Below are 21181 nucleotides of genomic sequence, written 5' to 3'. Positions count from 1 at the left end.
TCGAGCGGGCGCCGTCCGGCCGTGGCCCAATAGACTGCATCGGGCGTGTACCGTGATCAACCGGAAAGCGGTGCTGTCCCAGTGCACATGATGGAGGCGGGAATGGGCATCGAACATCCGAAATACAAGGTCGCCGTGGTGCAGGCAGCACCCGCGTGGCTCGACCTCGACGCGTCCATCGACAAGTCGATCGCGCTGATCAGGGAGGCGGCCGAAAAGGGCGCGAAGCTGATCGCCTTTCCGGAGGCCTTCATCCCCGGCTATCCCTGGCACATTTGGCTGGACTCGCCGGCCTGGGCAATCGGCCGCGGCTTCGTGCAGCGCTATTTCGACAATTCGCTGGCCTATGACAGCCTGCAGGCCGAGCGGCTGCGCGAGGCGGTGCGCAAGGCCAAGCTGACGGCGGTGCTCGGCCTCTCCGAGCGTGACGGCGGCAGCCTCTATCTCGCGCAATGGCTGATCGGACCCGACGGGGAGACGATTGCCAAGCGCCGCAAGCTGCGGCCGACCCATGCCGAGCGCACGGTCTATGGCGAAGGTGATGGCAGCGACCTTGCCGTCCACGCCCGGCCCGACATCGGACGCCTGGGCGCACTGTGCTGCTGGGAGCATCTTCAGCCGCTCTCTAAATACGCAATGTATGCCCAGAACGAGCAGGTGCATGTCGCGGCCTGGCCGAGCTTCTCGCTCTACGATCCCTTCGCGCCGGCGCTCGGCGCCGAGGTGAACAATGCCGCCTCGCGCGTCTATGCGGTGGAGGGCTCCTGCTTCGTGCTGGCGCCTTGCGCGACCGTCTCGCAGGCGATGATCGACGACCTCTGTGACCGGCCCGACAAGCATGCGCTGCTGCATGCCGGCGGCGGCTTTGCCGCCATCTACGGACCCGACGGCAGCCAGATCGGCGACAAGCTCGCGCCCGATCAGGAGGGCCTTCTGATCGCCGAGATCGACCTCGGTGTCATTGGCGTTGCCAAGAACGCGGCCGACCCTGCCGGGCATTATTCGCGCCCCGACGTGACGCGCCTGCTGCTCAACAACAAGCCGTACAAGCGCGTCGAGCAGTTCGCGCTGCCTGTCGACACCGTCGAGCCCACGGAGATCGCTGCCGCGGCGAATTGATCTGCCGCAGCCGCAAGACATCACGGGGAGGGCATGAGCATGGAATCCGCAATTCCTCCACATCTTCAGACGGAGCGCTCGCGCCACAAGCGCGTGCCGGATGACTATCGGCCGCCGTATCCGTCGTTCGTGGCGCGCTACAAGCCGAACGTTGGCCGCGTCGCGATGGCCTATTTCGGCGTGCAGTATCGCGGCGCGCCGCCGGCCGCCGCGACCGACGCACTGGCCGAGATCGACCGGCGTTTTGTTGCGACCGATGGTCCGTCACATTGGGATCGCGCGCATTATGTCGACCAGTCCGGCCATGCCAACGTGGTCTCGGTCGCCTATTGGGACGACATCGCGCGCTTCGACGCCTGGTTTGCGCCGGCACGCGAGGCGTGGACCGGCAGCGCACGGGAAGGCATTGGCACCTTCATCGAGGTGTTGCGGCCGGCCGTGGCACGGCACGAGACGCTGTTCTCCTCACTTGGCCGGCCCGAGGGCGTCGCTGTGATCGCGGATAGCATGAGCGGCGAGGTGCAGGAGCACGCCTATTGGGGCGGCATGCGCGACCGCATTCCGCTATCGCAGACCGAGGCGATGGCACCCGGCGGCGATCCAAAACTCGTCCGCGACGGTGCGCGGCTGCGCGTGATCGCAAACGACAATCTCTGCCTGATCCGGTCCGGGCAGGACTGGAGCGACACCGAGGCATCGGAGCGAAAACTCTATCTCGATGATGTCGAGCCGGTGCTGCGCGAGGGCATGGATTTCCTGCGCGACAACGGGCTCACCATCGGCTGCTACGCCAACCGCTACATGCGCGTGCTCGGCGCAGACGGCAGGCCAAGCGAAAAATCCTACGGCCAGAGCTGGTGGAAGAGTCTTGCCGCGCTGGAGCGCTGGGCGGAATCCCATCCGACCCACGTCCGGATCTTTGGCGCGGCGATGAAGTATCTGTCGACGCTGGGGCCGTCTGCAAAGCTGCGGCTCTATCACGAGGTCACGGTGGCCGCCGCGGACGAACAGTTCTTCGAATACCTGAACTGTCATCCCAAGACCGGCATGCTGGCGGCCGTCGAGACCGTCGGCGCGTGAGGTTTATGCGATGCAGTGACTGAGCAGCTCCGGGTGCGCGGCGCAGATGTGATGCGCGCCGGCATCCCTGAGCTCGGCCTCGCTGCCATAGCCGTAGAGCACGCCGATGGCGGTCATGCCGTTGGTCCTGGCGCCGACCACATCGTGGCTGCGGTCGCCGATCATGATCGCGCTGTTAGGATCGACCTTCGCCTCGTCGAGCGCGTAGCGCAGCAGGTCGCGCTTGTCGACCCGCGTGCCGTCGAGCTCGGAGCCGAACACGCGCTCGAAATAAGGCCGCAAGCCGAAATGATCGATGATGCGGTTGGCGTAGACTGCGGGCTTGCTGGTGGCGACGAACATCCGCTGGCGTGTCGCTGCAATCCTCGCCAGAGTGTCCTTGATGCCGGAATACGCCTCGTTCTCGAACAGGCCGACTTCACTGAATCGCTCGCGGTAGAGCAGCAGCGCCCGGTCGGCGAGCTCGTCGGTTCCGGTAAGCTTCTTCAGGCTGGCATGCAGCGGCGGCCCGATGCACCAGGTCAACTCGTCCTCGCTCGGAACAGGCTTGCCGAGTCGCTCCAGCGCATACTGGATCGAGCGGGTGATCCCCGGCTTGGGGTTGGTCAGCGTGCCGTCGAGATCGAAGTAGATGGTTTGCATCCGGGCCGAGCCTGCGTTGATGTCGCCCCGTTGCTAGTTGCATCGGCTCTCAAGTCAAGAGCCGATGCGTCATTGCTGCCGGGCCCATTCGACGATCGCTGCGGCATCCGCGCCGGCCTGGGTCTCCCAGGTGGTGATTGCGGTCGTCGCCGCCTTCCGGAGCGCCGCGATGAGCGACGGCGGCGCCGGCTCAGCGATGCGGACGCCATTGTCGCGCATGCGCGCATAGTTTTCCGAAGTGCGATGGGTGAGTAGCGCGAGCTGGCTTTGCTCGGTCTCTTCAGCCGCAGCCAGCACCTCGCGTTGCATCGGCTCGGACAGCTCAGTGAATGCATCGCTGCGGACGAAGGTGATCGAGACCGGCATCGCGTAGTTGATGGCCGTGAAGTAGGGCAGGAAATCCCAGAGCTTGCGTGCCGCGCCGCCATCGCCGGAGGTGAGGAAGGCATTCAGCCGATGTTCCTTCAGACCCGCGAGCGCGGCGTCCATCGGCAGGAACTGCGCATTTGCGCCGGCCGCGCGCATGACCTCGCGGGAATTAGCATCGTAAGCCCGCAAATTCAGCTTCGGCAGGTCGTCGGCGCCTTCGAGCGAACGCTCCGACCAGAGGCCTGTTGCTGGCCAGATCGTCACATAAAGCAGTTTGAGGCCGCGCGCCGCGAGCGCCTTTTCATAGAGCGGGCGTGCCCGCAAGTTGGCGGCACGGGCGGCGTCAACCGATTGCACGAGGAAGGGCAGGGTGGAAAGACCGAGTATCGGGTCGATGCCGGAGAGCGCGCCTGCAAAGGCGTCGCCACCGACGATCCGGCCGTCCTGCGCGGCGCGCGGCATCTCGCCCGAGCTGATCTTGAGCTCGTTGTCGAAGGCGTTGGTGACGGTCACGAAGCCGTTGGTGCGCGCGGCGACGCGGCTGGCGAATGTCGTGAGTCCGATCCCGGAAATGTTGTTCTGCGGGTATTCCGTGGTCATCCGCCAGGCAACTTGCGCGGTCGCCGGGACGACGCTGAGGACGACCCAGAGGAAGAGGGCGAGGATGGTGCGGATCCGTTTGGTGGGGAAAAGCATTGGGAGGGGCAGACCAGGGAGCATTCGGCGACGTCTCTAAGCCATGTCACGATGCCACAGTTTGGCACAGTACCTTGTGGCACGCCGCGCACGCGCATGCCACAGATATGCTTGCGCTCTGTCGAGGCTGATTGCATTCTTCTCGGGCCGCTCACTCCGGCTGGCAGCTCTCGGGACCGCGCGCATGCCACCTCTCTCCGCCGCGCGCAGGCCGCTGCGCATGTTTGCCGCACTGCTCCTGTCGGCGACGCAGGCGCTGGCAGAGGATGCGTCGCCCGCAAAGACCGATGTCGCTGTCCCAAGCGTCGAGGAGCTGGCGCGGCCGCCGGAAAAGCCGGCTAGCGCGCGAGAGAGCGATACGCGGGAGTCGATCTGTCTGATCATCGAGGCCGCGGCGCGCGACGCTAACCTGCCGCTGGAATTCTTCGCCCGCGTGATCTGGCAGGAGAGCCGCTTCCAGACCGACGCGGTCGGGCCCGTGACGCGCAGCGGCGACCGCGCGCAGGGGATCGCGCAGTTCATGCCAGGCACGGCGAGCGAGCGCGGCCTGCTCGATCCCTTCAACCCGGTCCAGGCGCTGCCGAAGTCGGCCGAGTTTCTCAACGAGCTGCGCAACCAGTTCGGCAATCTTGGCCTCGCTGCTGCCGCCTACAATGCCGGTCCGCGGCGGGTGCAGGAGTGGCTTGCGGGCACCGGCGGCATGCCGGAGCAGACGCGCCACTACGTCGTCGCCATCACCGGCGCGACCGTCGAGGACTGGGCGAAAGCGGGCAGCACCGGAAAGGGACCGCCGAGCGCGCCGCCGACGAGCTGCCGCGACCTGATGGCGCTCTTGAAGCGCGCGCCAAATCCCTTCGTGGCCGAGCTCGAGCAGCATGTGCAGCTTGCCGCCGCAAAAGTCTGGGGCGTGCAGCTTGCCGCCGGGTTTGATCGCAACAGGGCGCTGGCGATGTATTCCCGTGCGATGACGCGCCTCAGCGCCGTGATCGGTGACCGCGATCCAAGCATTCTGAGCTCGGTGATGCGCAGTCGCGGCACGCACGCTTTCTACCAGGTGCGCATCGGCGCCGATACGCGCAGTGAGGCGGACGACCTCTGCAACCGCATCCGGAAGGCAGGCGGCGCCTGCTTCGTGCTCAAGAACCGGGGCGTGAGCGGGTAGGGGAGTCTCTCTCCGCAGTCATTCCCGGGCGCGACGAAGTCGCGAGCCCGGAATCCATTGTGCACCGATCCCAGAGGCCTAATGGATTCCGGGCTCGCGCCAAGGGGCGCGCCCCGGAATGACGGCGGTGGTGATTGTGGCCCGCGTGCATGCCAGCCCCGCCGCCGGCTTCCTTGACGCCAGCCTGCGCATTGCCCGTTATGCGGGCACGATTCCTCACCCCGGCCAAACTCCCGTGGCGCTTCCTCCGCTCGATTCTCCTCAATGGCACAGCCCCTGGCGCGCCTTTGCGTGGGGGCTGCGCTCGATCACGCAGACGATCCTCACCATCGTCCTGTTCGTGACCTATCTCGGCATCGGCGCGCTCGCCCATGACACCCATTTCAGCCTGCTCTGGGCGCTGGCTTCGACGCTGTTCGTCTGGGCGGGGCCGGCGCAGATCATTCTGATCACAACGCTCGGTTCGGGCGCGACCATCATCCAGTCGGCGATTGCGGTCACCGTCAGCGCGATCCGCCTGTTTCCGATGGTGGTCTCGGTGCTGCCGCTGATGCGCACGCCAACGACGAAACGGCGCGAGCTGATCTTCGCCGCGCATCTCACCGCCGTGACGCTCTGGGTCGAGTGCCACCGCTTCCTCCCGCAGGTGCCGCGAGAGCGGCGAATCGCCTTCGTCCACGGGCTCGGCTTCGGCCTGGTCTCGGTGTGCCTCACCGCCAATACGGTGGGCTATTTCCTCGCCGCCAACCTGACGCAAACGCTGGGCGCGGCGATCCTCCTGCTTACGCCGCTGTCCTTCCTGTTCTCGACCGCGCGCAACAGCCGCGAGATCGCCGACGTCGTCGCGCTCGCGCTGGGCATCGTGCTCTATCCCTTGGCCGCGAAGATGAACAGCGGCCTCGATATCCTCGTCAGCGGTGTTGCGGCCGGCACGATTGCCTATGGCGTGCATTGGTGGCGCGAGGTGCGCGCATGAGCCTCTCCCAGCTCATCGGCGATTGGCACGCGCTCGCTGTGCTGTTCGTCGCCGGCGTTATTCCCAACCAGATATGGCGCATGCTTGGCCTGTGGTTCGGCGGCGGTATCGACGAGGGCTCCGAGCTCCTGGTCTGGGTGAGGGCGGTCGCGACCGCGATTCTCGCCGGCGTCATCGCCCAGATAGTTGTCGAGCCGCCGGGTGCGCTGACGAGCGTGCCGGACGGCTTACGCTACGGCGCAGTAGCCGCCGGCCTCGTCGTGTTCCTCTTGAGCCGCCGCTCGATTTTCGCCGGCGTCGTCACCGGCGAAGTCTTCATGCTGGCCGGACAGTGGTGGCTGGGCTAAAACCCTCGCGAACAGCAAGGAACGACACAATGGTTCGCGAAAACGAACTCCGCGAGGGCGAAGTCGCCATTGAGCTGCCGCCGACGGAGGATGCCGGCCTCGTCTTCATTGGCCGAATCCGCACGCCATGGAGCTCACGGCTGGAGACGCCGCGGCAGGGCCGTCTCGACGGCCCGGTGTGCCGGCTGGAGATCTTCGAGCCGTTCGTGCCGGCGATCAAGGGCGTCGACTTCTACAGCAATCTCGAAGTGCTGTACTGGCTCGACCGCTCCCGGCGCGACATCATTCTGCAAAGCCCCAAGAACAACCAGAACACCCGCGGCACCTTTTCGCTGCGCTCGCCGGTCAGGCCCAATCCGATCGGCACCTCGATCGTGAAGCTGGTCGGCGTCGAGGGCAACACGATCCTGGTGCGCGGGCTCGACTGCATCGACAACACGCCGTTGATCGACATCAAGCCTGATCGCTGCGAGTTCACGCCGCTTGCCGCGCCGCAGCCGGGGGATTTTGAGTCGGAGTGAAGGTACGACGGCCCAACCTCGTCATTGCGAGGAGCCCTTGCGACGAAGCAATCCAGAGTGTCTCGCACGGAAGATTCTGGATTGCTTCGCTTCGCTCGCAATGACGAGCGGAAAAACCTAACCCGCCTTCAGCTCCGCGATTAGCTTGGCCGCGTGCTCTTCCAGCACCTTGCCGTCTTCCTTGCGGCTCGCGGGCGGAAGCAGCGCGACACCGTCGTGACGCGGCATCACGTGCATGTGCAGGTGAAACACTACCTGACCGCCGGCGGGCTCGTTGAACTGTTGCACCGTGATGCCATCGGCCTCGAACGCCTTCATCGCGGCGGCCGCGATCTTGTGCGTGGCGCGGGCAACATGGGCGTAGTCGTCCGGGTTGATGTCGAGAATGTTGCGGGCAGGGGCTTTTGGGATGACGAGCGTATGGCCGGGCGAGCGCGGCATGATGTCGAGGAAAGCGAGCACGTGCTCGTTCTCATAGACCTTGTAACACGGGAATTCGCCGCGCAGGATTTTCGCGAAGATATTATTGGGATCGTAAGCGGTCATACGGCTGCTCCTGAAGTTGCGGCCTTACTGTCATCACCTCGGAGAAGCCGTCAAGGCGCCTCGTCCGCGTCCTTCCGGAACGGCCCGAGCTCGGCGAGCTCGCGGCCGGCTTCAGCGACATAGGCGCGCTCGCGCTTGAGATAGTCGTCGATGGCGCGGCGGAGGCCGGGATCGGCGATGAAGTGGGCGGAATGGGTCGTCCGCGGCAGGTAGCCGCGCGCGATCTTGTGCTCGCCCTGCGCGCCGGCCTCGACATGCGTGAGGCCGTGTTTGATCGCGAAATCGATGGCCTGATAGTAGCAGACCTCGAAATGCAGGAACGGATGATGCTCGATTGCTCCCCAGTTGCGGCCGAACAGCGTGTCCGCGCCGATGAAGTTGATCGCGCCCGCGATCCAGCGGTGATTGCGCCGGGCCATCACCAGCAGCACGTCGTCGCTCATGGTCTCGCCGATCAGCGAGAAGAATTCACGCGTCAAGTACGGCCGGCCCCATTTGCGCGAACCGGTCTCCATGTAGAACGCGAAGAACGCGTCCCAGGCATCCTCGGTGATCTCATTGCCCCTGAGCCAGTGGATGCTGACGCCGGCGGCAAGCGCATCGCGCCGCTCGCGCTTGATCGATTTGCGGTGGCGCGAGTTCAGCGTGCTGAGGAAATCATCGAACGTCGCGAACCCCTGGTTGTGCCAATGGAACTGTTGGTCCGTCCGCTGCAAGAAGCCGTGGCTTGCGAGCAGCTTCCACTCGGCCTCGCGCGCAAACGTGACGTGCACCGAGGAGGCTTTGCTGACGCCGCACAGCGCCACCAGCCCGCTCGCCAGCGCCTCCGCGATGCGGTCGCGATCGACGCCGTCGCGGATCAGGAGCCGCGGTCCGGTCGCCGGCGTGAAGGGAACCGAAACCTGCAGCTTCGGATAGTAGCGCCCGCCGGCGCGCTCATAAGCATCCGCCCAGCCGCGGTCGAAGACATACTCGCCCTGCGAATGCGATTTCAGATAGCAGGGCACGACGCCGGCGACGCGGCCGTCGATCTTGGCCACGAGATGCCGCGGTCCCCAGCCGGTGCGCGGGGTCGCCGAACCCGAATTCTCAACGGCGGAGAAAAACGCGTGTGAGACGAACGGGTTATAGGTGGGTTTTGAGAGAGCAGCGGAATCGCCTGAGAGCCCGGATGAGGTTCCCGGGCCAGACCCATTGCATCTCCCGCCCGGGTTGGCGCATGCGTCCCAGTCCTCCGGCGAGACTTCGCCAATGGATGGTACGGCCTCAAGCGTGATTTCGGATGATGCCATCGCGTGTCTTGAAAATCCCAAGCCCAAGATCGTGCATCGCAGCAGCGACTTCAAGGGGGCGGGAACTCGAGGGCTGCGAATGCAATGTCTCGCTATTCGCGCAGCCCCAACCAAGCGTCGTCCTGGCTGAAAGCCAGGACCGACTTTGGGGAGGCGCTCGCAATGGCAACGGGCCCTTACGGCACGAACCCCTCAAAGATCATCTGATCCGCATATTGCCCGGCGCGCGCGCGCTGTTCGGGCGTGCGCACGGTCCAGCCGAGCAGGGCGCAGCCGAACACATTTCGCGCGATCCAGGGCGCGGGCGCGGGGAGGTGGTCGACCTTGAAGGCGACGAAATGCGGCTGGGTCTGAATGCCGTGGCGCAGATACAGCATGCTGTCGCGCTGCCCTTGCGTCAGGTAAGCCCAATACTCGTCCTCATAGGTCCGCTGCGCGACGATGCCGCGCGGGCGCGAGGGCAACAGCTCGCGCAGCGCCAGTACCTGGTCGGGATCGAAGGACATGCCGACGGCCGGACCGTCATAGGACGACAGCACCTCTGCCATCCGCTTCACCAGCTTGCGGTCACCGGCAAAATGGCTCTTCACCTCGATCACCAGCGGCGCGCGGCCGGCGACGAGGGCGCAGAGATCGGCCAGCGACATCATCCGCTCGGACGTGTCCTTGAATGCGACGGCCTTCAGTTCCGCCGCGGTCTTCTTGATCAGCTCGCCGGTGGCCTCGGTGAGACGGCCGAGCGCATGGTCGTGATGCACCATGGCTTCGCCGTCGGCGCTGAGCTGGATATCGACCTCGATGGCGAAATTGCCCGCGATCGCCGCCTGCACCGCGCCCGGCATGTTCTCGACGACGCCGCGCGAAATGTCATGCAGGCCGCGATGCGCGACCGGCCGCGCTGTCAGCCAATCCGGGGCTCGCACGCTGCTTGCTCCCTTACGTCAGGCGACCTCGAACAGGCCTTCGACCTCGACCGCCGCATCGGCGGGCAGGGAGGCGACGCCGACGGTGGTGCGGGCGTGGCGGCCCTTGTCACCGAACGCCGCGACCATCAGATCGGAGGCGCCGTTCAAAACCTTCGGTCCGTCGACGAAATCCGGCGCTGAGTTGATGAAGCCGCCGATGCGCACCACGCGCACAACCTTGTCGAGGTCGCCGAGGGCAGCCTTGACCTGGGCAAGCAGGTTGATGGCGCAGCCGCGCGCCGCCGCCGCGCCCTGTTCGATCGTCACGCCGGCGCCGAGCTTGCCCTTGGCGATCAGCTTGCCGGCAGGGTCGAAGCAGACCTGGCCGGAGACGAACAGCAGGTTGCCGCTGCGCACAAACGGCACGTAGTTGGCCACGGGGGTGGGGGCCTCATGCAGCTTGATGCCCTGTTCCGCCAGTTTCTGTTCGACCGTGCCAGCCATGTTCGACCTCAATGTCCAAGTCCGAGAATTCATCCGCCCCGACGCTCTTGGCTTGCGGCCGGGCCGGGCCTGTTTCGCCCATTGCGCAGCCACATGCAAGCAAGCCGACGGGGCGGGTGGGCGATGCATTTTGTTGAGGCAGACCAGGAGGTTCAAGGCGAGGGCGCAACTTTACGTGAAACGGCCGCAGTTGCGACGCAATGGGACGGCCATTAAGCTGTCGAATCTGTATTTCCCCAGGGAATAGACATGGTGCACCTTTTCCGGACTTCGCTCGGTGTGATGGCGCTCGTGGCGGCCGCTTTCGGTCAGAGCAGCGGGGCACACGCCGCCGGCGGTTCATTCCTCGCGCACCAGGCGCTCTATGATCTGAGCCTCGTCAAATCGCGCTCGAACTCGGTCAACAGCGCGCGCGGCCGCATCCTCTACAATTTCACCGGCAATTCCTGCGAGGGCTACACCTCCGAGTTCCGTCAGGTCTCCGAGCTCGATAGCGGCGAGGGCAAGGTAACCCTCAGCGATCTCCGCTCCAATTCCTGGGAGGATTCGGCCGGCAAGAGCTACCACTTCAAGATCGAGACGCGGATGAACGAGACCGAGGCCAGCAGGGTCGACGGTTCCGCGGAGCGCGACGGCGACCATATCAACGTCAAGCTGAAGCTGCCGGCGCCGAAGAGTTTTACCCTCGACGGCAAGATCGTGTTCCCGACCGAGCAGATCCAGCGCATCATCGCCGCTGCCAAGGACGGCAAGTCGCTGCTCGAGCTGTCCGTCTATGACGGCTCCGACGACGGCCAGAAGGTCTACAACACGCTGACCGTCATCGGTCAGCCGATCCCCGCCGACCGCGTCACATCGTCCGACCCGTCGACCACGGACGAGCACATGAAATCGCTCAAGCGCTGGCCGGTCACCGTGAGCTATTTCGACCGCGACGTTCAGCAGAAGGAAGGCGAGCAGACGCCGGTCTATGCGATGTCGTTCGAACTCTACGAGAACGGCGTCTCCCGCCAGCTCGTGCTCGACTACAACGATTTTGTGATTTCCGGCGCGCTCGGCAAGTTCGATGTGAAGGACAGCAAGCCGTGTAATTGACGGCTTCAGCGTCCGCTCTTCCACCGTCATTGCGAGCGCAGCGAAGCAATCCAGAATGCCACCCCGGACAGATTCCTGGATTGCTTCGCTGCGCTCGCAATGACGAATCCGATGGGCTAGCCCTCCGCACCATCACCCGCTACGCTCCCTCCCAACCACAAACCTCCGGGAGGCAGCACCATGCCCAAGCTCGACCATCTCCGTCCCAGCGGCCTGCATCACAATCCGGCTTATTCCCACGTCGTCACGGCCTCCGGCGCGCGCACCATCTACATTTCCGGACAGGTCTCGGTTGACGAGGAGGGGCGCGTGGTCGGTGAGGGCGATCTCGCCGCGCAGACCACGCAGGTGATGCAGAATCTCGGCCTGGCGCTGAAGGCGGCCGGCGCGAGCTACGCCAACATCGTCAAGATCACGACCTTCGTCGTGAACTACAAGCCGGAGCTGCGTCCCATCATCGGCAAGGCCCGCTCGGTCTTCTTCGAAGGCATGGAGCCGCCCGCCAGCACTCTCGTCGGCGTCTCCGCACTCGCCGCGCCGGAATGGATGATCGAGATCGAGGCGGTGGCGGTTGCGGATTGAGCGTGTAGGATGGGTTGAGCTCTTGCGAAACCCATCATCCTTCGTCGTCGGACAGCAATCTGATGGGTTTCGCTTCGCTCTACCCATCCTACGACGTGGGCATCTCCTGCAGAACAGCATCAGCGCCGCAACTGACAGAGTCCTCGCCAACATACCTTTGTATATCTCCTCTATTCCTTCTCATACGCTGCTCTTACGCTTGTACAATTGAGCGATGGCGGGCGATTCTTTCATTCTGAGCCCACTCGGGTCAGTGCGAGGAGGCTCAATGAACGTGATCATTCGACAGCTCAACGGCTTGTGGCACCTCATCGTCGGGTCTTGCCAGATCCGAACTCCGTTCCTGGCGACCCAGGACCGGCATCTGGTCGTTCAGTATGCCCGCCGCGTCTATCCGGGCGCCAGGATCTTCGAACACGACTGACTTCAGCCGGGCTAAAGTCACTCCTCGGCCTTCTCGGGCCCGTCATAAGCGATGCCGCGGATCACCGCGGCGTTGCCGAATTTCTTGCGCAACCCGTCGATCGCGCGCTCGGCGTGGGCGGCGCGGCGGTCGAGCATATCGGTATCGTCGGCGGCCGAGCCGGTGCGCAGTGCGCTGACGCCGGCGCCCATCAGGCGGAACGCGGTGCCGTCGATCTCCTTGGCCAGCATCTCGCGGCAGATTGCGAAGATCTTTGCGGCGAGCTGCGTCGGCCCCGCGATCGACTGCGAGCGCGTGCGCTGGCGGAAATCGGCGGTCTTCAGCTTCAGCGTGATGGTGGTGCCGGCAAGCTCGCTGCTCTTCAGGCGCGACGACGTCTTCTCACAGAGCCGCCACAGGATCCGCTCAAGCGTCGCGAAATCGCGGATGTCGGTCTCGAACGTGGTCTCGCTGGATATCGTCTTGGCGCCGCGGTCCGGCTCGACGCGGCGGTCGTCGATGCCGCGCGCAAGCCGCCACAGCCTACGGCCCTCGCTCGGAAACTGCCGCATCAGCTCGATCTCGTCTGCCTTCTGCAGATCGGCGATGTTGCGGAAGCCGCGCTGCGTCAGCCGCTCCTGGGTCGCCGGTCCAACGCCGAAGATGAAGCCCACCGGCTTCTCCGCCAGCATGATCCGCGCTTCGTCCCGGTCGAGCGCGGCAAAGCCGCGCGGCTTGTCGAGGTCGGAGGCGATCTTCGCCAGGAACTTGTTGCAGGACAGGCCGACCGAAACTGTGATGCCGATATCGCGCTCGACGTCGCGGGCGAAGCGCGCCAGCACCTTGGCCGGAACCATGCCGTGAACCCGCTCGGTGCCGGAGAGGTCGAGAAAGGCTTCGTCGATCGAGAGCGGCTCGACCAGCGGCGTCAGCGCCTGCATGGCCTGGCGCACCTCGCGGCCGACGCGGACATATTTGGCCATGTCGGGGCGGATCACGGTCGCATGCGGGCAGGCCTCCAGCGCCTTGAACATCGGCATGGCCGAGCGGACGCCAAAGGTGCGCGCGATGTAGCAGGCGGCCGACACCACGCCGCGCTTGCCCCCGCCAATGATGACGGGCTTGTCGGCGATCTCAGGATTGTCGCGCTTCTCCACCGTCGCGTAGAAGGCGTCGCAGTCGATATGGGCAATCGTCAGCGTCGAAAGCGCGCGGTGGCGGACCAGGCGAGGGGAACCGCAAGTCCCGCAGCGCCGCGCGCCCATGTCCAGATCGGCCAGACAATCCCGGCAGAAGCAGCGGGGCCCGGCCGCCTCTAGGCTGCTCACGGCACGTCGCGCTCCCAGGACCGGTCGCCGAGCGCATCGCCCAGCACCTGCCGCGCTGCGGCAATATTGGTCGGATGCAGTTCCGAGGCGGCCGCGAAGGCCTTCACAGTCGCGTCATCGCGCAGCACGAAATCGAGCACGCTGAGGAGGAAATTCGGGTCCGAGGCGGCGCTGCGGAGCGTCTCCGGTCCGACGCCGGTCTCGGCCAGGAACAGGCCCAGCCGCTCAGGCTCGCCCGCCACGAAAGAGAGCGCTTGAATTGCAACGATTTCAGCCACTTCGCGTGGGTTTTGAACTGGCTTTTTCAATGGCCCGATTTGCCTTTCCGTTAACTTTCGGTCTCTAATTTGGAATCATCATGCCCGAGTCTCGTGCCTGAGTCTTGCGACCCCAGACAAGCAACTGGAAACCACATCGCAGAAAGTCGGCCCTCGGGTTTAACGAAACTAGAGCGAATCTGGGGCTAGTTTGATTCCAGTTTTTGAAGCGCCGATGAGAGGCGCCTGAGGCGTCATATGTATCGGTCTCCTTGCCAATCGGGAGGACGGGATGGCTAAGACCGTCCTGATCGTGGAAGACAACGAGCTCAACATGAAGCTCTTCCGCGACCTGTTGGAGGCGCACGGCTACCAGACGTCGGGCACCAGCAACGGGTACGAGGCGCTCGATCTCGTTCGCAAGATGCGGCCCGACCTCGTGCTCATGGACATCCAGTTGCCGCAGGTGTCGGGCCTGGAGGTGACGCGCTGGATCAAGGACGATCCGGAGCTGCGCACCATTCCCGTCGTCGCGGTCACGGCCTTCGCGATGAAGGGCGATGAAGAACGCATCCGCGAGGGCGGCTGCGAAGCCTATTTGTCCAAGCCGATCGCTGTCGGCAAATTCATCGAGACGGTCCGGCGTTTCATCGGGTAGGGAGTGAATTGTGTCCGCGCGTATCCTGGTCGTCGATGACGTCCCTGCCAACGTCAAATTGTTGGAGGCCCGCCTCTCTGCCGAATATTTCGACGTGATGACCGCCGCGAACGGCGCCGAGGCGCTGGCGATCTGTCGCCGCGCCGAGTGCGACATCATCCTGCTCGACGTGATGATGCCCGACATGGACGGTTTCGAGGTCTGCCGCCGGATCAAGACCGATCCGGCCACCCATCACATCCCGGTCGTGATGGTGACTGCGCTCGACAGCCCCGCCGACCGCATCCGCGGGCTGGAAGCCGGCGCCGACGATTTCCTCACAAAACCCGTCTCCGACGTCGTGCTGATCGCGCGCGTGCGCTCGCTGACGCGGCTGAAGATGATGACGGACGAGCTGCGCATGCGCGCCATCACCTCGCTCGAGATCGGCGTGCAGGCGCCTGAGCGTAGCGCGGTGGCCGACACCGGCAAGGGCGGCCGCATCCTGCTGGTCGACGACCGGCAGTCCTCCTACGAGCGGCTGGCGACGCTGCTCGCCGCCGAGCACACCGTCGATGTCGAACCCAACCCGACGGAAGCGCTGTTCCATGCGGCCGAGGGCAATTACGACCTGCTGATCGTCTCGCTCGATCTCAATAATTTCGATGGCCTGCGGCTATGCAGCCAGGCGCGCTCGCTGGAGCGCACGCGGCACGTGCCGATCCTCGCGATTGCGGATGCCGATAACTCGACGCGGCTGCTCCGTGGCCTCGAGATCGGCGTCAACGACTATTTGTTGCGCCCCGTAGACAAGAACGAGCTCTTGGCGCGGGCGCGCACCCAGATCCGCCGCCGCCGCTACACCGATCACTTGCGCGACAACGTGCAGAACTCGATCGAGATGGCGATCACCGATGCGCTCACGGGCCTGCATAACCGCCGCTACATGGAGAGCCATCTGGCGACGCTCGCCGAGCAGGCCTCGACCCGCGGCAAGCCGCTCGCGCTGATGATCCTGGACATCGACTATTTCAAGTCGATCAACGACAATTACGGCCACGATGCTGGCGACGACGTGCTGCGCGAGTTCGCCGTGCGCGTGCGCAAATCGATCCGCGGCATCGATCTCGCCTGCCGCTACGGCGGCGAGGAGTTCGTCATCGTCATGCCCGAGACCGATCTCCACGTCGCCGGCATGGTCGCCGAGCGCCTGCGCCGCTCGATCGCGGGCGAGCCGTTCGCGATCCACAAGGGCACCAAGCGCATCGAGGTCACGATCTCGATCGGGCTGACCACGCTGGAGAAGAAGGGCGAGGCGGTCGCCGATGTCCTCAAGCGCGCCGACACCGCGCTCTACCGCGCCAAGCACGACGGCCGCAACCGCGTGGTGTCGCAGGCGGCGTGAGGCGGTGCGGCACAAAAAGTGCGAAAACAACCCCATGCACAGTAGCCGACGCTAGTCGGATCAATGGCTTATGCGGGCAGCCAGCCGTTTGACACGTCGGGCAAAACACCGGCATTTTGCTATCATCGCGCATTGGTTCCGCAAGGTCCGCTGTCATTCCCCGCGAAAGCGGGGAATCCAGTACGCCGCGGCGTCTCGGCTCTAGCTTCACTGTCTCTGGAATACTGGATCACCCGCTTTCGCGGGTGATGACACCGCGCGATACGGTGACAGCGCTCAGTGTGGCGTGCGCCTGTCTCGCTTCGCGGGCTCAGTCGTACCATCCCCCACATCCACCCCTGCATTGCGCAGCAGCACCATCGCAGCCTCCTTCGCGGCGCGCGCCATCCCAGGATCGTCGCGCACGAGATCCTGCGTGATCGAGCCGTCGACCAGCAGTACGAGCTGGGTCGCCAGCGCCTCCGCATCCGCGACGCCGAGCTCGTTCAGCCGGTTGCGAAACCAGACGCGGCGGCTTTCCTTGAAGGCCACTGCGATCTTCTTCACCGCGCGGTCTTGGGCGCCGAGTTCTGCCACCGCATTCACGAACGGACAGCCGCGAAAATCCTTGGCCGCAAAGCGCCGCTCCAGCGCATCGAAGGTGGCGAGGATCTGCCCGGCCGGTGGCTTGTCGGACGGGCGCGGCTGCACGAAGCGGCGTTCCAGATAGGCCGCGATCAGCGCGTCCTTGGACGGGAAGTGGTTGTAGAGCGTGCGCTTGGAGATGCCGACCTCGGCCGCGATGGTGTCGACGCCGATCGCGCGAATGCCTTGCAGGTAGAACAGCTTGTCGGCGGTCTCGAGAATCCGCTCCTTCATCGTCTGTTGCTTGGGCGGGGGAGCCATGCGGCGGTGAACGTCCTCTTCGCTTGACAGCACCTGCCTTCTTATAGCCTAAGTACACAGGTCTGTGTAATCAAAATCAACGGGAATCTCAGACGACGGCTATCGCGCCGCGCCCATGAGGGAGAACAAAAATGCCCCTGTTGCAGGTCCTGCGTCCGACGTTGCCCATCCTGATCGGCGCCTCGATCATGCTCACGCTGAGCATGGGACTGCGGCAGAGCCTCGGCATCTTCCTGCAACCGCTGACGCATGACATCCAGATCTCGGTGTCGGACTTCACGCTTGCGCTGGCCGTGCAAAATCTCGCCTGGGGCTTTCTCCAGCCGCTCGCCGGCGCGCTCACAGTGCGCTACGGCTTCCGTCCGATCATGATCGCGGGCGCGCTGATGTATATTGCGGGCCTCGCCTTGATGGCGAGCGCAGGCGGCCTCGTCAGCGTGATGATCGGCGGCGGCGTGCTGATTGGAACGTCGCTGGCCTGCACCGCGGCCGCAATCGCGATGTCGGTCGCGGCGCGTGCCGTGCCCGAAACGGTGCGCTCGACCGTGCTCGGCATCGTTTCCGGCGCGGGCTCGCTCGGTGCGCTGTTGTCGGCGCCGATCGGGCAGTTGCTCAACGAGGGGTTTGGCTGGCGCATCGGGCTTGCCGGCTTTGTCATCATGTCGGTGCTGATGATTCCCGCCGCCTGGTATGCCGGCCGCATCGACAGGATTCCGCTGCCGAAGCCCGCCGCCGACGACATCGGCGATGCTTCCGCCGCGATGGCAGTGAGGGCAGCGTTCGGCAATGCCTCGTTCGTGGTGATGACTTGCGCCTATCTCGTCTGCGGCATGCAACTCGTGTTTCTCACCACGCACTTGCCGTCCTACCTCGCGATCTGCGGTCTCGATCCGATGCTGAGCGCGCAGACGCTCGGCATGATCGGTGGCTTCAACGTGCTGGGGTCGCTGTTCTTCGGTTGGGCCGGCCAGCGCTGGAACAAGTTGGCGCTGCTGGGGGCGATCTACATCCTGCGCTCGCTCGCGCTCGCCTGGTATTTCATGCTGCCCGCGACTTCAGCCTCGACGCTGCTGTTCGGCGCGATCATGGGCTTCCTGTGGATGGGTGTCGGCCCGCTGGTCGCAGGTGCTGTCGCCGAAATGTTCGGCCTGCGCTGGCAGGCGATGATCCAGGGCCTTGCCTTCATGAGCCACCAGATCGGCAGCTTCCTCGGTGCCTACGGGGGCGGGGTGCTGTACGACGCGCTCGGCTCCTACACCATGGCCTGGCGCATCGGCGTGGCGCTGGGCCTGGCCGGCGGTATCGTGCAGGTCGCGTTCGCACTGACCCGGCCGTCGCAGCCGCCGGTGTTGAAGGTGGCGTAGGCTGGCGTGCTCTCATGAGCGTCCGAGTTTACAGCGGACGCAGCGCTGCTTGTCCGCGCCGCTGCCCGCCGCTCGTCGTCGCGATATCTCCCGTCATGCAACTGTTTAACCACCCATTAACCATAGCTATTCATGATAGTGCTCGGGTGTGTTCGCGACGAGCATGAACTGCATGACGCAGCGTGGTTCCAGAGCGCTAGTTGGAGGGGATGAGGACGTCCTGAGCTTTCCCTCACCGCTGGCGCCAGACAAGGGAGCAACAGCCCTCGGTCTGGTATATCAAGCGGCCGATGTGTTCCGCGATATGGAGAAGCGCGCCCGCGAGACCGAAGCCCGTGCGCAATCGCTTTGCACGAACGCCTTAGAACGATTGCGGTTGGCCGAAGCGCGCGCGGAGGCCGCCGAGCGGGCACAGCGTGAACTCACCGTGACCGCCGAACGCAAGCTGCAAGATGCTTGCCGAGCGCTGGAGCAAGCCCAGTGCTGCATTGAAGCTCAGAAGGATAAGTTGACGGCCGTAGAGCTTCGTGCCGAGGTTGCGGAAGCCGAAGCGCGACAAGCCAAGGAAGCACTCGCGCTCGTTGAAGAGGCCATTCGCAAGCGTCTGCTCTGCGCAAACCCGCATGCCGACGGCAGGTTGGCAGCGGTAGCCTGATCGATTGCGGACTGCAATGGCTCACTGTGTTCTACCGCGCGCGCAGGCGCCGCACGGGCGAACTCACCCCTGCTGTGAGCCTGGCGGTAGCCGCCTCCTTTAGCATTTGAAATCGGGTGGGATGGGGGGCGACTCCAATAGGGTCCAGTGCGGCCTGAGGCTCATTTTGCTTGCGGGACCAAATGCGCTTGACCCGCGCGCACCAATTCACGCGACGGAGCCACGCGATAACTAATTATTAACCATGTTGGGCTATCTGGAGAACTGGGCATTCGGGGCGCGTGTGCTGGCTTGGTGCCAGCCGGTAGTGTAGGCGTGGACCCATGGCCCTTGACCCGGAAGAGCTCGTTACCCTGACAGATCACGGCTCGATGAAACTGCGCGCGGCAGTATTGCGCGCGATGACGTTGCTTCCCAAGGAACGCAAGCGGACGACAATCGTCCGCGAGGGTGAACCGGCGATCCTCAAATTCGAGCAGATCAAGAAGCTTGCGGCGCAGTGGGACAAACGACTCGTGCCAATCGACTGACTAGTTTAGCTGTACTGGTCTCAATCGGGAGGTGCATCGCCTCCAACCCGCGCACGGCCGCACGACCCCACCATTGCAGTCGGAGAAGGTACGGTCGGGGCCCATATCTCCGCATCGCGCTGTGTTGCTTTCTGGGTCCCGGCTCTGGGGAGCAGCGTTACACGCTGCGCCGCGTCCGGGACACGAGAGGGACAAACAAAACGGGGCCACAAGGGCCCCGCAAAAGTCTTCAGCGTACCGCGATCTTACTTGATCTTGGCTTCGCGGAATTCGACGTGCTTGCGCGCCACCGGATCGTACTTCTTCTTGACCAGCTTGTCGGTCATGGTGCGCGAATTCTTCTTGGCGACGTAATAGAAGCCGGTGTCAGCCGAGGACACGAGCTTGACCTTGATGGTGACCGCTTTGGCCATGTTCAGGACCTCAAATTGAAGGGAATCTGGAGCCGGCCAAACGGCCCGCGTTGGCCGGCAACCTAGCCACAAACCGCCTGATGTCAAGGTTTTAGGGTCAAGAAACCACTCAAATCGGCCGGATCAGGCCCTAAAGAAGCGGTTTTTCGGCCGCGGCAGGCCCAGATTCTCCCTCAAAGTGGCCCCTTCGTACTCCTTCCGGAAAATCCCGCGCCGTTGCAGCTCCGGGACGACCTTGTCGACGAAATCGTCGAGGCCCGCAGGCAGGAATGGGAACATGATGTTGAATCCGTCCGAGCCATGCCCGACCAGCCATTCCTCCATCTGGTCGGCGATGGTTTTGGCGGTGCCGACGAAGGAGAGCCCGCCATAGCCGCCGACGCGCTGGGCGAGCTGGCGCACGGTCAGCTTGTCGCGCTTCGCAAGATCGACCATCCGCTGCCGGCCGCTCTTGCTGGCATTGGTTTCGGGGATTTCGGGCAACGGCCCGTCGGGATCGAAGCCGGATGCGTCGGTGCCGAGGATGACGGAGAGCGAGGCGATGGCGCTGTCGTAGTGCACGCGGCTGTCGAGGAGGGCGCGCTTCTCCTTGGCCTCATCGACGCTGTCACCGACCACGACGAACGCGCCGGGCAGGATCTTGAGGTGCTCGGGATCACGGCCGATCTTCTCCATGCGGCCCTTGATGTCGGCATAGAGCTTTTGTCCGTCGGCGAGGCTGCCGCCGCCGGTGAACACCGCTTCCGCCGTTTCGGCTGCGAGCTGCTTGCCATCCTCCGAGGCGCCGGCCTGCACGATCACCGGCCAGCCCTGCACGGGGCGGGCGATGTTGAGCGGGCCGCGCACCTTCAGATATTTGCCGTTGTGGTCGAGCACGTGCATCTTCGTGGGCTCGAAGAACAGGCCCTCTTCGACATCGCGCACGAAGGCATCGTCGGCGAAGGAGTCCCACAGGCCGGTGACGACGTCATAGAACTCGCGGGCGCGCTTGTAGCGCTCGGCGTGCTCCATGTGATCATCGAGGCCGAAATTCAGCGCCGCGTCGGGGTTCGATGTGGTGACGATGTTCCACCCCGCACGGCCGCCGCTGATGTGGTCGAGCGAGGCGAAGCGGCGTGCAACGTGATAGGGCTCGTCGAACGTCGTCGAGCCCGTCGCGATCAGGCCGATCCGCTCGGTCACGGCCGACAGCGCCGACAGCAGCGTGAACGGCTCGAACGACGTCACCGTGTGGCTGCGCTTCAGCGCATTGATCGGCATGTTCAGCACGGCGAGGTGATCGGCCATGAAGAAGGCGTCGAACTTGCCGGCCTCGAGCTTCCTGATCAGCGTCTTGATGTGGCCGAAATTGAAATTGGCGTCCGGCCACGCCCCCGGATAACGCCAGGCGCCGGTGTGGATGCTGATCGGGCGCATGAACGCGCCAAGCTTCAGTTGCCGTTGTGCCATCGCGCCGTGTCCGTTCTGG

General features: G+C 64.6%; 25 protein-coding genes. 14 read left to right on the top strand and 11 right to left on the bottom strand.

Features of this window, described 5'->3' with window-relative positions:
• The first annotated feature begins 102 nt into the window (after positions 1-102).
• Positions 103-1119: a carbon-nitrogen hydrolase family protein gene (locus MTR72_RS23365; protein WP_341511106.1), complete on the top strand. Its 1017-nt coding sequence runs from the start codon at positions 103-105 to the stop codon at positions 1117-1119.
• Positions 1120-1158: 39 nt separating this feature from the next.
• A complete protein-coding gene (locus MTR72_RS23360; protein WP_341511105.1) occupies positions 1159-2199 on the top strand; it encodes a phenylacetaldoxime dehydratase family protein in 1041 nt (346 codons plus the stop codon).
• A gap of 3 nt (positions 2200-2202) precedes the next feature.
• On the opposite strand, the gene MTR72_RS23355 is transcribed toward MTR72_RS23360, so the two are convergent.
• Both MTR72_RS23355 and MTR72_RS23350 read right to left on the bottom strand, forming a co-directional pair.
• Positions 2203-2841, bottom strand: a complete 639-nt coding sequence (locus MTR72_RS23355; protein WP_341511104.1) for an HAD family hydrolase — start codon at positions 2839-2841, stop codon at positions 2203-2205.
• Between the two features lie 69 nt (positions 2842-2910).
• Positions 2911-3930, bottom strand: a complete 1020-nt coding sequence (locus MTR72_RS23350) for a TRAP transporter substrate-binding protein (protein ID WP_341511103.1) — start codon at positions 3928-3930, stop codon at positions 2911-2913.
• Positions 3931-4090: 160 nt separating this feature from the next.
• Between MTR72_RS23350 and MTR72_RS23345 the strand changes: the two genes are divergently transcribed.
• From MTR72_RS23345 to tsaA, 4 genes are all read left to right on the top strand, one after another.
• Positions 4091-5068: a lytic transglycosylase domain-containing protein gene (locus tag MTR72_RS23345; protein WP_341511102.1), complete on the top strand. Its 978-nt coding sequence runs from the start codon at positions 4091-4093 to the stop codon at positions 5066-5068.
• A 235-nt stretch (positions 5069-5303) separates the two neighbouring features.
• The gene (locus tag MTR72_RS23340; protein WP_280970956.1) at positions 5304-6044 is read left to right on the top strand and encodes an AzlC family ABC transporter permease; all 741 of its coding nucleotides are present in this window, start codon (positions 5304-5306) and stop codon (positions 6042-6044) included.
• Positions 6041-6391, top strand: coding sequence for an AzlD domain-containing protein (locus MTR72_RS23335; protein ID WP_341511101.1), 351 nt, complete (start codon positions 6041-6043; stop codon positions 6389-6391). Before MTR72_RS23340 ends, MTR72_RS23335 begins: the two co-directional genes overlap by 4 nt.
• A 29-nt stretch (positions 6392-6420) precedes the next feature.
• Positions 6421-6912 carry a tRNA (N6-threonylcarbamoyladenosine(37)-N6)-methyltransferase TrmO gene (tsaA, locus tag MTR72_RS23330; RefSeq protein WP_341511100.1) on the top strand — a complete coding sequence of 164 codons (492 nt, stop codon included), beginning with the start codon at positions 6421-6423 and terminating at the stop codon, positions 6910-6912.
• A 117-nt stretch (positions 6913-7029) separates the two neighbouring features.
• Here tsaA and MTR72_RS23325 read toward each other — a convergent pair whose 3' ends face one another.
• The 4 genes from MTR72_RS23325 to MTR72_RS23310 form a co-directional block, all read right to left on the bottom strand.
• Positions 7030-7458: an HIT family protein gene (locus MTR72_RS23325; RefSeq protein WP_280970468.1), complete on the bottom strand. Its 429-nt coding sequence runs from the start codon at positions 7456-7458 to the stop codon at positions 7030-7032.
• Positions 7459-7508: 50 nt separating this feature from the next.
• Positions 7509-8750, bottom strand: coding sequence for a GNAT family N-acetyltransferase (locus tag MTR72_RS23320; RefSeq protein ID WP_341511099.1), 1242 nt, complete (start codon positions 8748-8750; stop codon positions 7509-7511).
• 176 nt (positions 8751-8926) lie between these two features.
• The gene (locus tag MTR72_RS23315) at positions 8927-9673 is read right to left on the bottom strand and encodes a glycerophosphodiester phosphodiesterase (RefSeq protein WP_280970470.1); all 747 of its coding nucleotides are present in this window, start codon (positions 9671-9673) and stop codon (positions 8927-8929) included.
• An 18-nt stretch (positions 9674-9691) separates the two neighbouring features.
• On the bottom strand, positions 9692-10159 hold the full coding sequence (locus MTR72_RS23310) for a RidA family protein (protein ID WP_280970471.1): 468 nt from the start codon (positions 10157-10159) through the stop codon (positions 9692-9694).
• 249 nt (positions 10160-10408) lie between these two features.
• Between MTR72_RS23310 and MTR72_RS23305 the strand changes: the two genes are divergently transcribed.
• The 3 genes from MTR72_RS23305 to MTR72_RS23295 all read left to right on the top strand — a co-directional run bounded on the left by MTR72_RS23305 (position 10409) and on the right by MTR72_RS23295 (position 12260).
• A complete protein-coding gene (locus tag MTR72_RS23305; protein WP_280970472.1) occupies positions 10409-11254 on the top strand; it encodes a cell envelope integrity EipB family protein in 846 nt (281 codons plus the stop codon).
• A 180-nt stretch (positions 11255-11434) separates the two neighbouring features.
• On the top strand, positions 11435-11836 hold the full coding sequence (locus tag MTR72_RS23300) for a RidA family protein (protein WP_280970473.1): 402 nt from the start codon (positions 11435-11437) through the stop codon (positions 11834-11836).
• 268 nt (positions 11837-12104) lie between these two features.
• Complete coding sequence (locus MTR72_RS23295) at positions 12105-12260, top strand: hypothetical protein (RefSeq protein WP_198024740.1); 156 nt, start codon at positions 12105-12107, stop codon at positions 12258-12260.
• Between the two features lie 17 nt (positions 12261-12277).
• Here MTR72_RS23295 and MTR72_RS23290 read toward each other — a convergent pair whose 3' ends face one another.
• A complete protein-coding gene (locus tag MTR72_RS23290; protein ID WP_341511098.1) occupies positions 12278-13567 on the bottom strand; it encodes a DNA polymerase IV in 1290 nt (429 codons plus the stop codon).
• Entirely contained in the window at positions 13564-13875 is a 312-nt protein-coding gene (locus MTR72_RS23285; RefSeq protein WP_280970475.1) for a DUF3572 domain-containing protein, read from the bottom strand. Before MTR72_RS23285 ends, MTR72_RS23290 begins: the two co-directional genes overlap by 4 nt.
• A 241-nt stretch (positions 13876-14116) precedes the next feature.
• Here MTR72_RS23285 and MTR72_RS23280 point away from each other — a divergent pair, with 241 nt between their 5' ends.
• Together MTR72_RS23280 and MTR72_RS23275 are read left to right on the top strand one after the other, a co-directional pair.
• Positions 14117-14482 carry a response regulator gene (locus MTR72_RS23280; RefSeq protein WP_280970476.1) on the top strand — a complete coding sequence of 122 codons (366 nt, stop codon included), beginning with the start codon at positions 14117-14119 and terminating at the stop codon, positions 14480-14482.
• A 10-nt stretch (positions 14483-14492) separates the two neighbouring features.
• The gene (locus tag MTR72_RS23275; RefSeq protein ID WP_341511097.1) at positions 14493-15866 is read left to right on the top strand and encodes a PleD family two-component system response regulator; all 1374 of its coding nucleotides are present in this window, start codon (positions 14493-14495) and stop codon (positions 15864-15866) included.
• Positions 15867-16142: 276 nt separating this feature from the next.
• Here the strand turns inward: MTR72_RS23275 and MTR72_RS23270 are convergent, their stop codons facing one another.
• Positions 16143-16751 carry a TetR/AcrR family transcriptional regulator gene (locus tag MTR72_RS23270; RefSeq protein ID WP_341511096.1) on the bottom strand — a complete coding sequence of 203 codons (609 nt, stop codon included), beginning with the start codon at positions 16749-16751 and terminating at the stop codon, positions 16143-16145.
• A 131-nt stretch (positions 16752-16882) separates the two neighbouring features.
• On the opposite strand from MTR72_RS23270, the gene MTR72_RS23265 reads away from it, so the two are divergent.
• From MTR72_RS23265 to MTR72_RS23255, 3 genes are all read left to right on the top strand, one after another.
• Positions 16883-18115 (top strand): MFS transporter, encoded by a 1233-nt coding sequence (locus MTR72_RS23265; protein ID WP_341511095.1) that lies wholly within the window; start codon positions 16883-16885, stop codon positions 18113-18115.
• Positions 18116-18278: 163 nt separating this feature from the next.
• Positions 18279-18770 carry a hypothetical protein gene (locus MTR72_RS23260; RefSeq protein WP_341511094.1) on the top strand — a complete coding sequence of 164 codons (492 nt, stop codon included), beginning with the start codon at positions 18279-18281 and terminating at the stop codon, positions 18768-18770.
• A 323-nt stretch (positions 18771-19093) separates the two neighbouring features.
• Positions 19094-19300, top strand: a complete 207-nt coding sequence (locus MTR72_RS23255; RefSeq protein ID WP_341511093.1) for a hypothetical protein — start codon at positions 19094-19096, stop codon at positions 19298-19300.
• A 245-nt stretch (positions 19301-19545) separates the two neighbouring features.
• Here MTR72_RS23255 and rpmG read toward each other — a convergent pair whose 3' ends face one another.
• Together rpmG and MTR72_RS23245 are read right to left on the bottom strand one after the other, a co-directional pair.
• Positions 19546-19713: a 50S ribosomal protein L33 gene (gene rpmG / locus MTR72_RS23250; RefSeq protein WP_007603295.1), complete on the bottom strand. Its 168-nt coding sequence runs from the start codon at positions 19711-19713 to the stop codon at positions 19546-19548.
• 123 nt (positions 19714-19836) lie between these two features.
• On the bottom strand, positions 19837-21162 hold the full coding sequence (locus tag MTR72_RS23245) for an LLM class flavin-dependent oxidoreductase (RefSeq protein WP_341511092.1): 1326 nt from the start codon (positions 21160-21162) through the stop codon (positions 19837-19839).
• Positions 21163-21181 lie beyond the last annotated feature (19 nt).

Source organism: Bradyrhizobium sp. ISRA442 (assembly GCF_038085055.1).
GTDB lineage: Bacteria > Pseudomonadota > Alphaproteobacteria > Rhizobiales > Xanthobacteraceae > Bradyrhizobium.
This window is presented reverse-complemented; position numbering and strand designations above follow the sequence as displayed.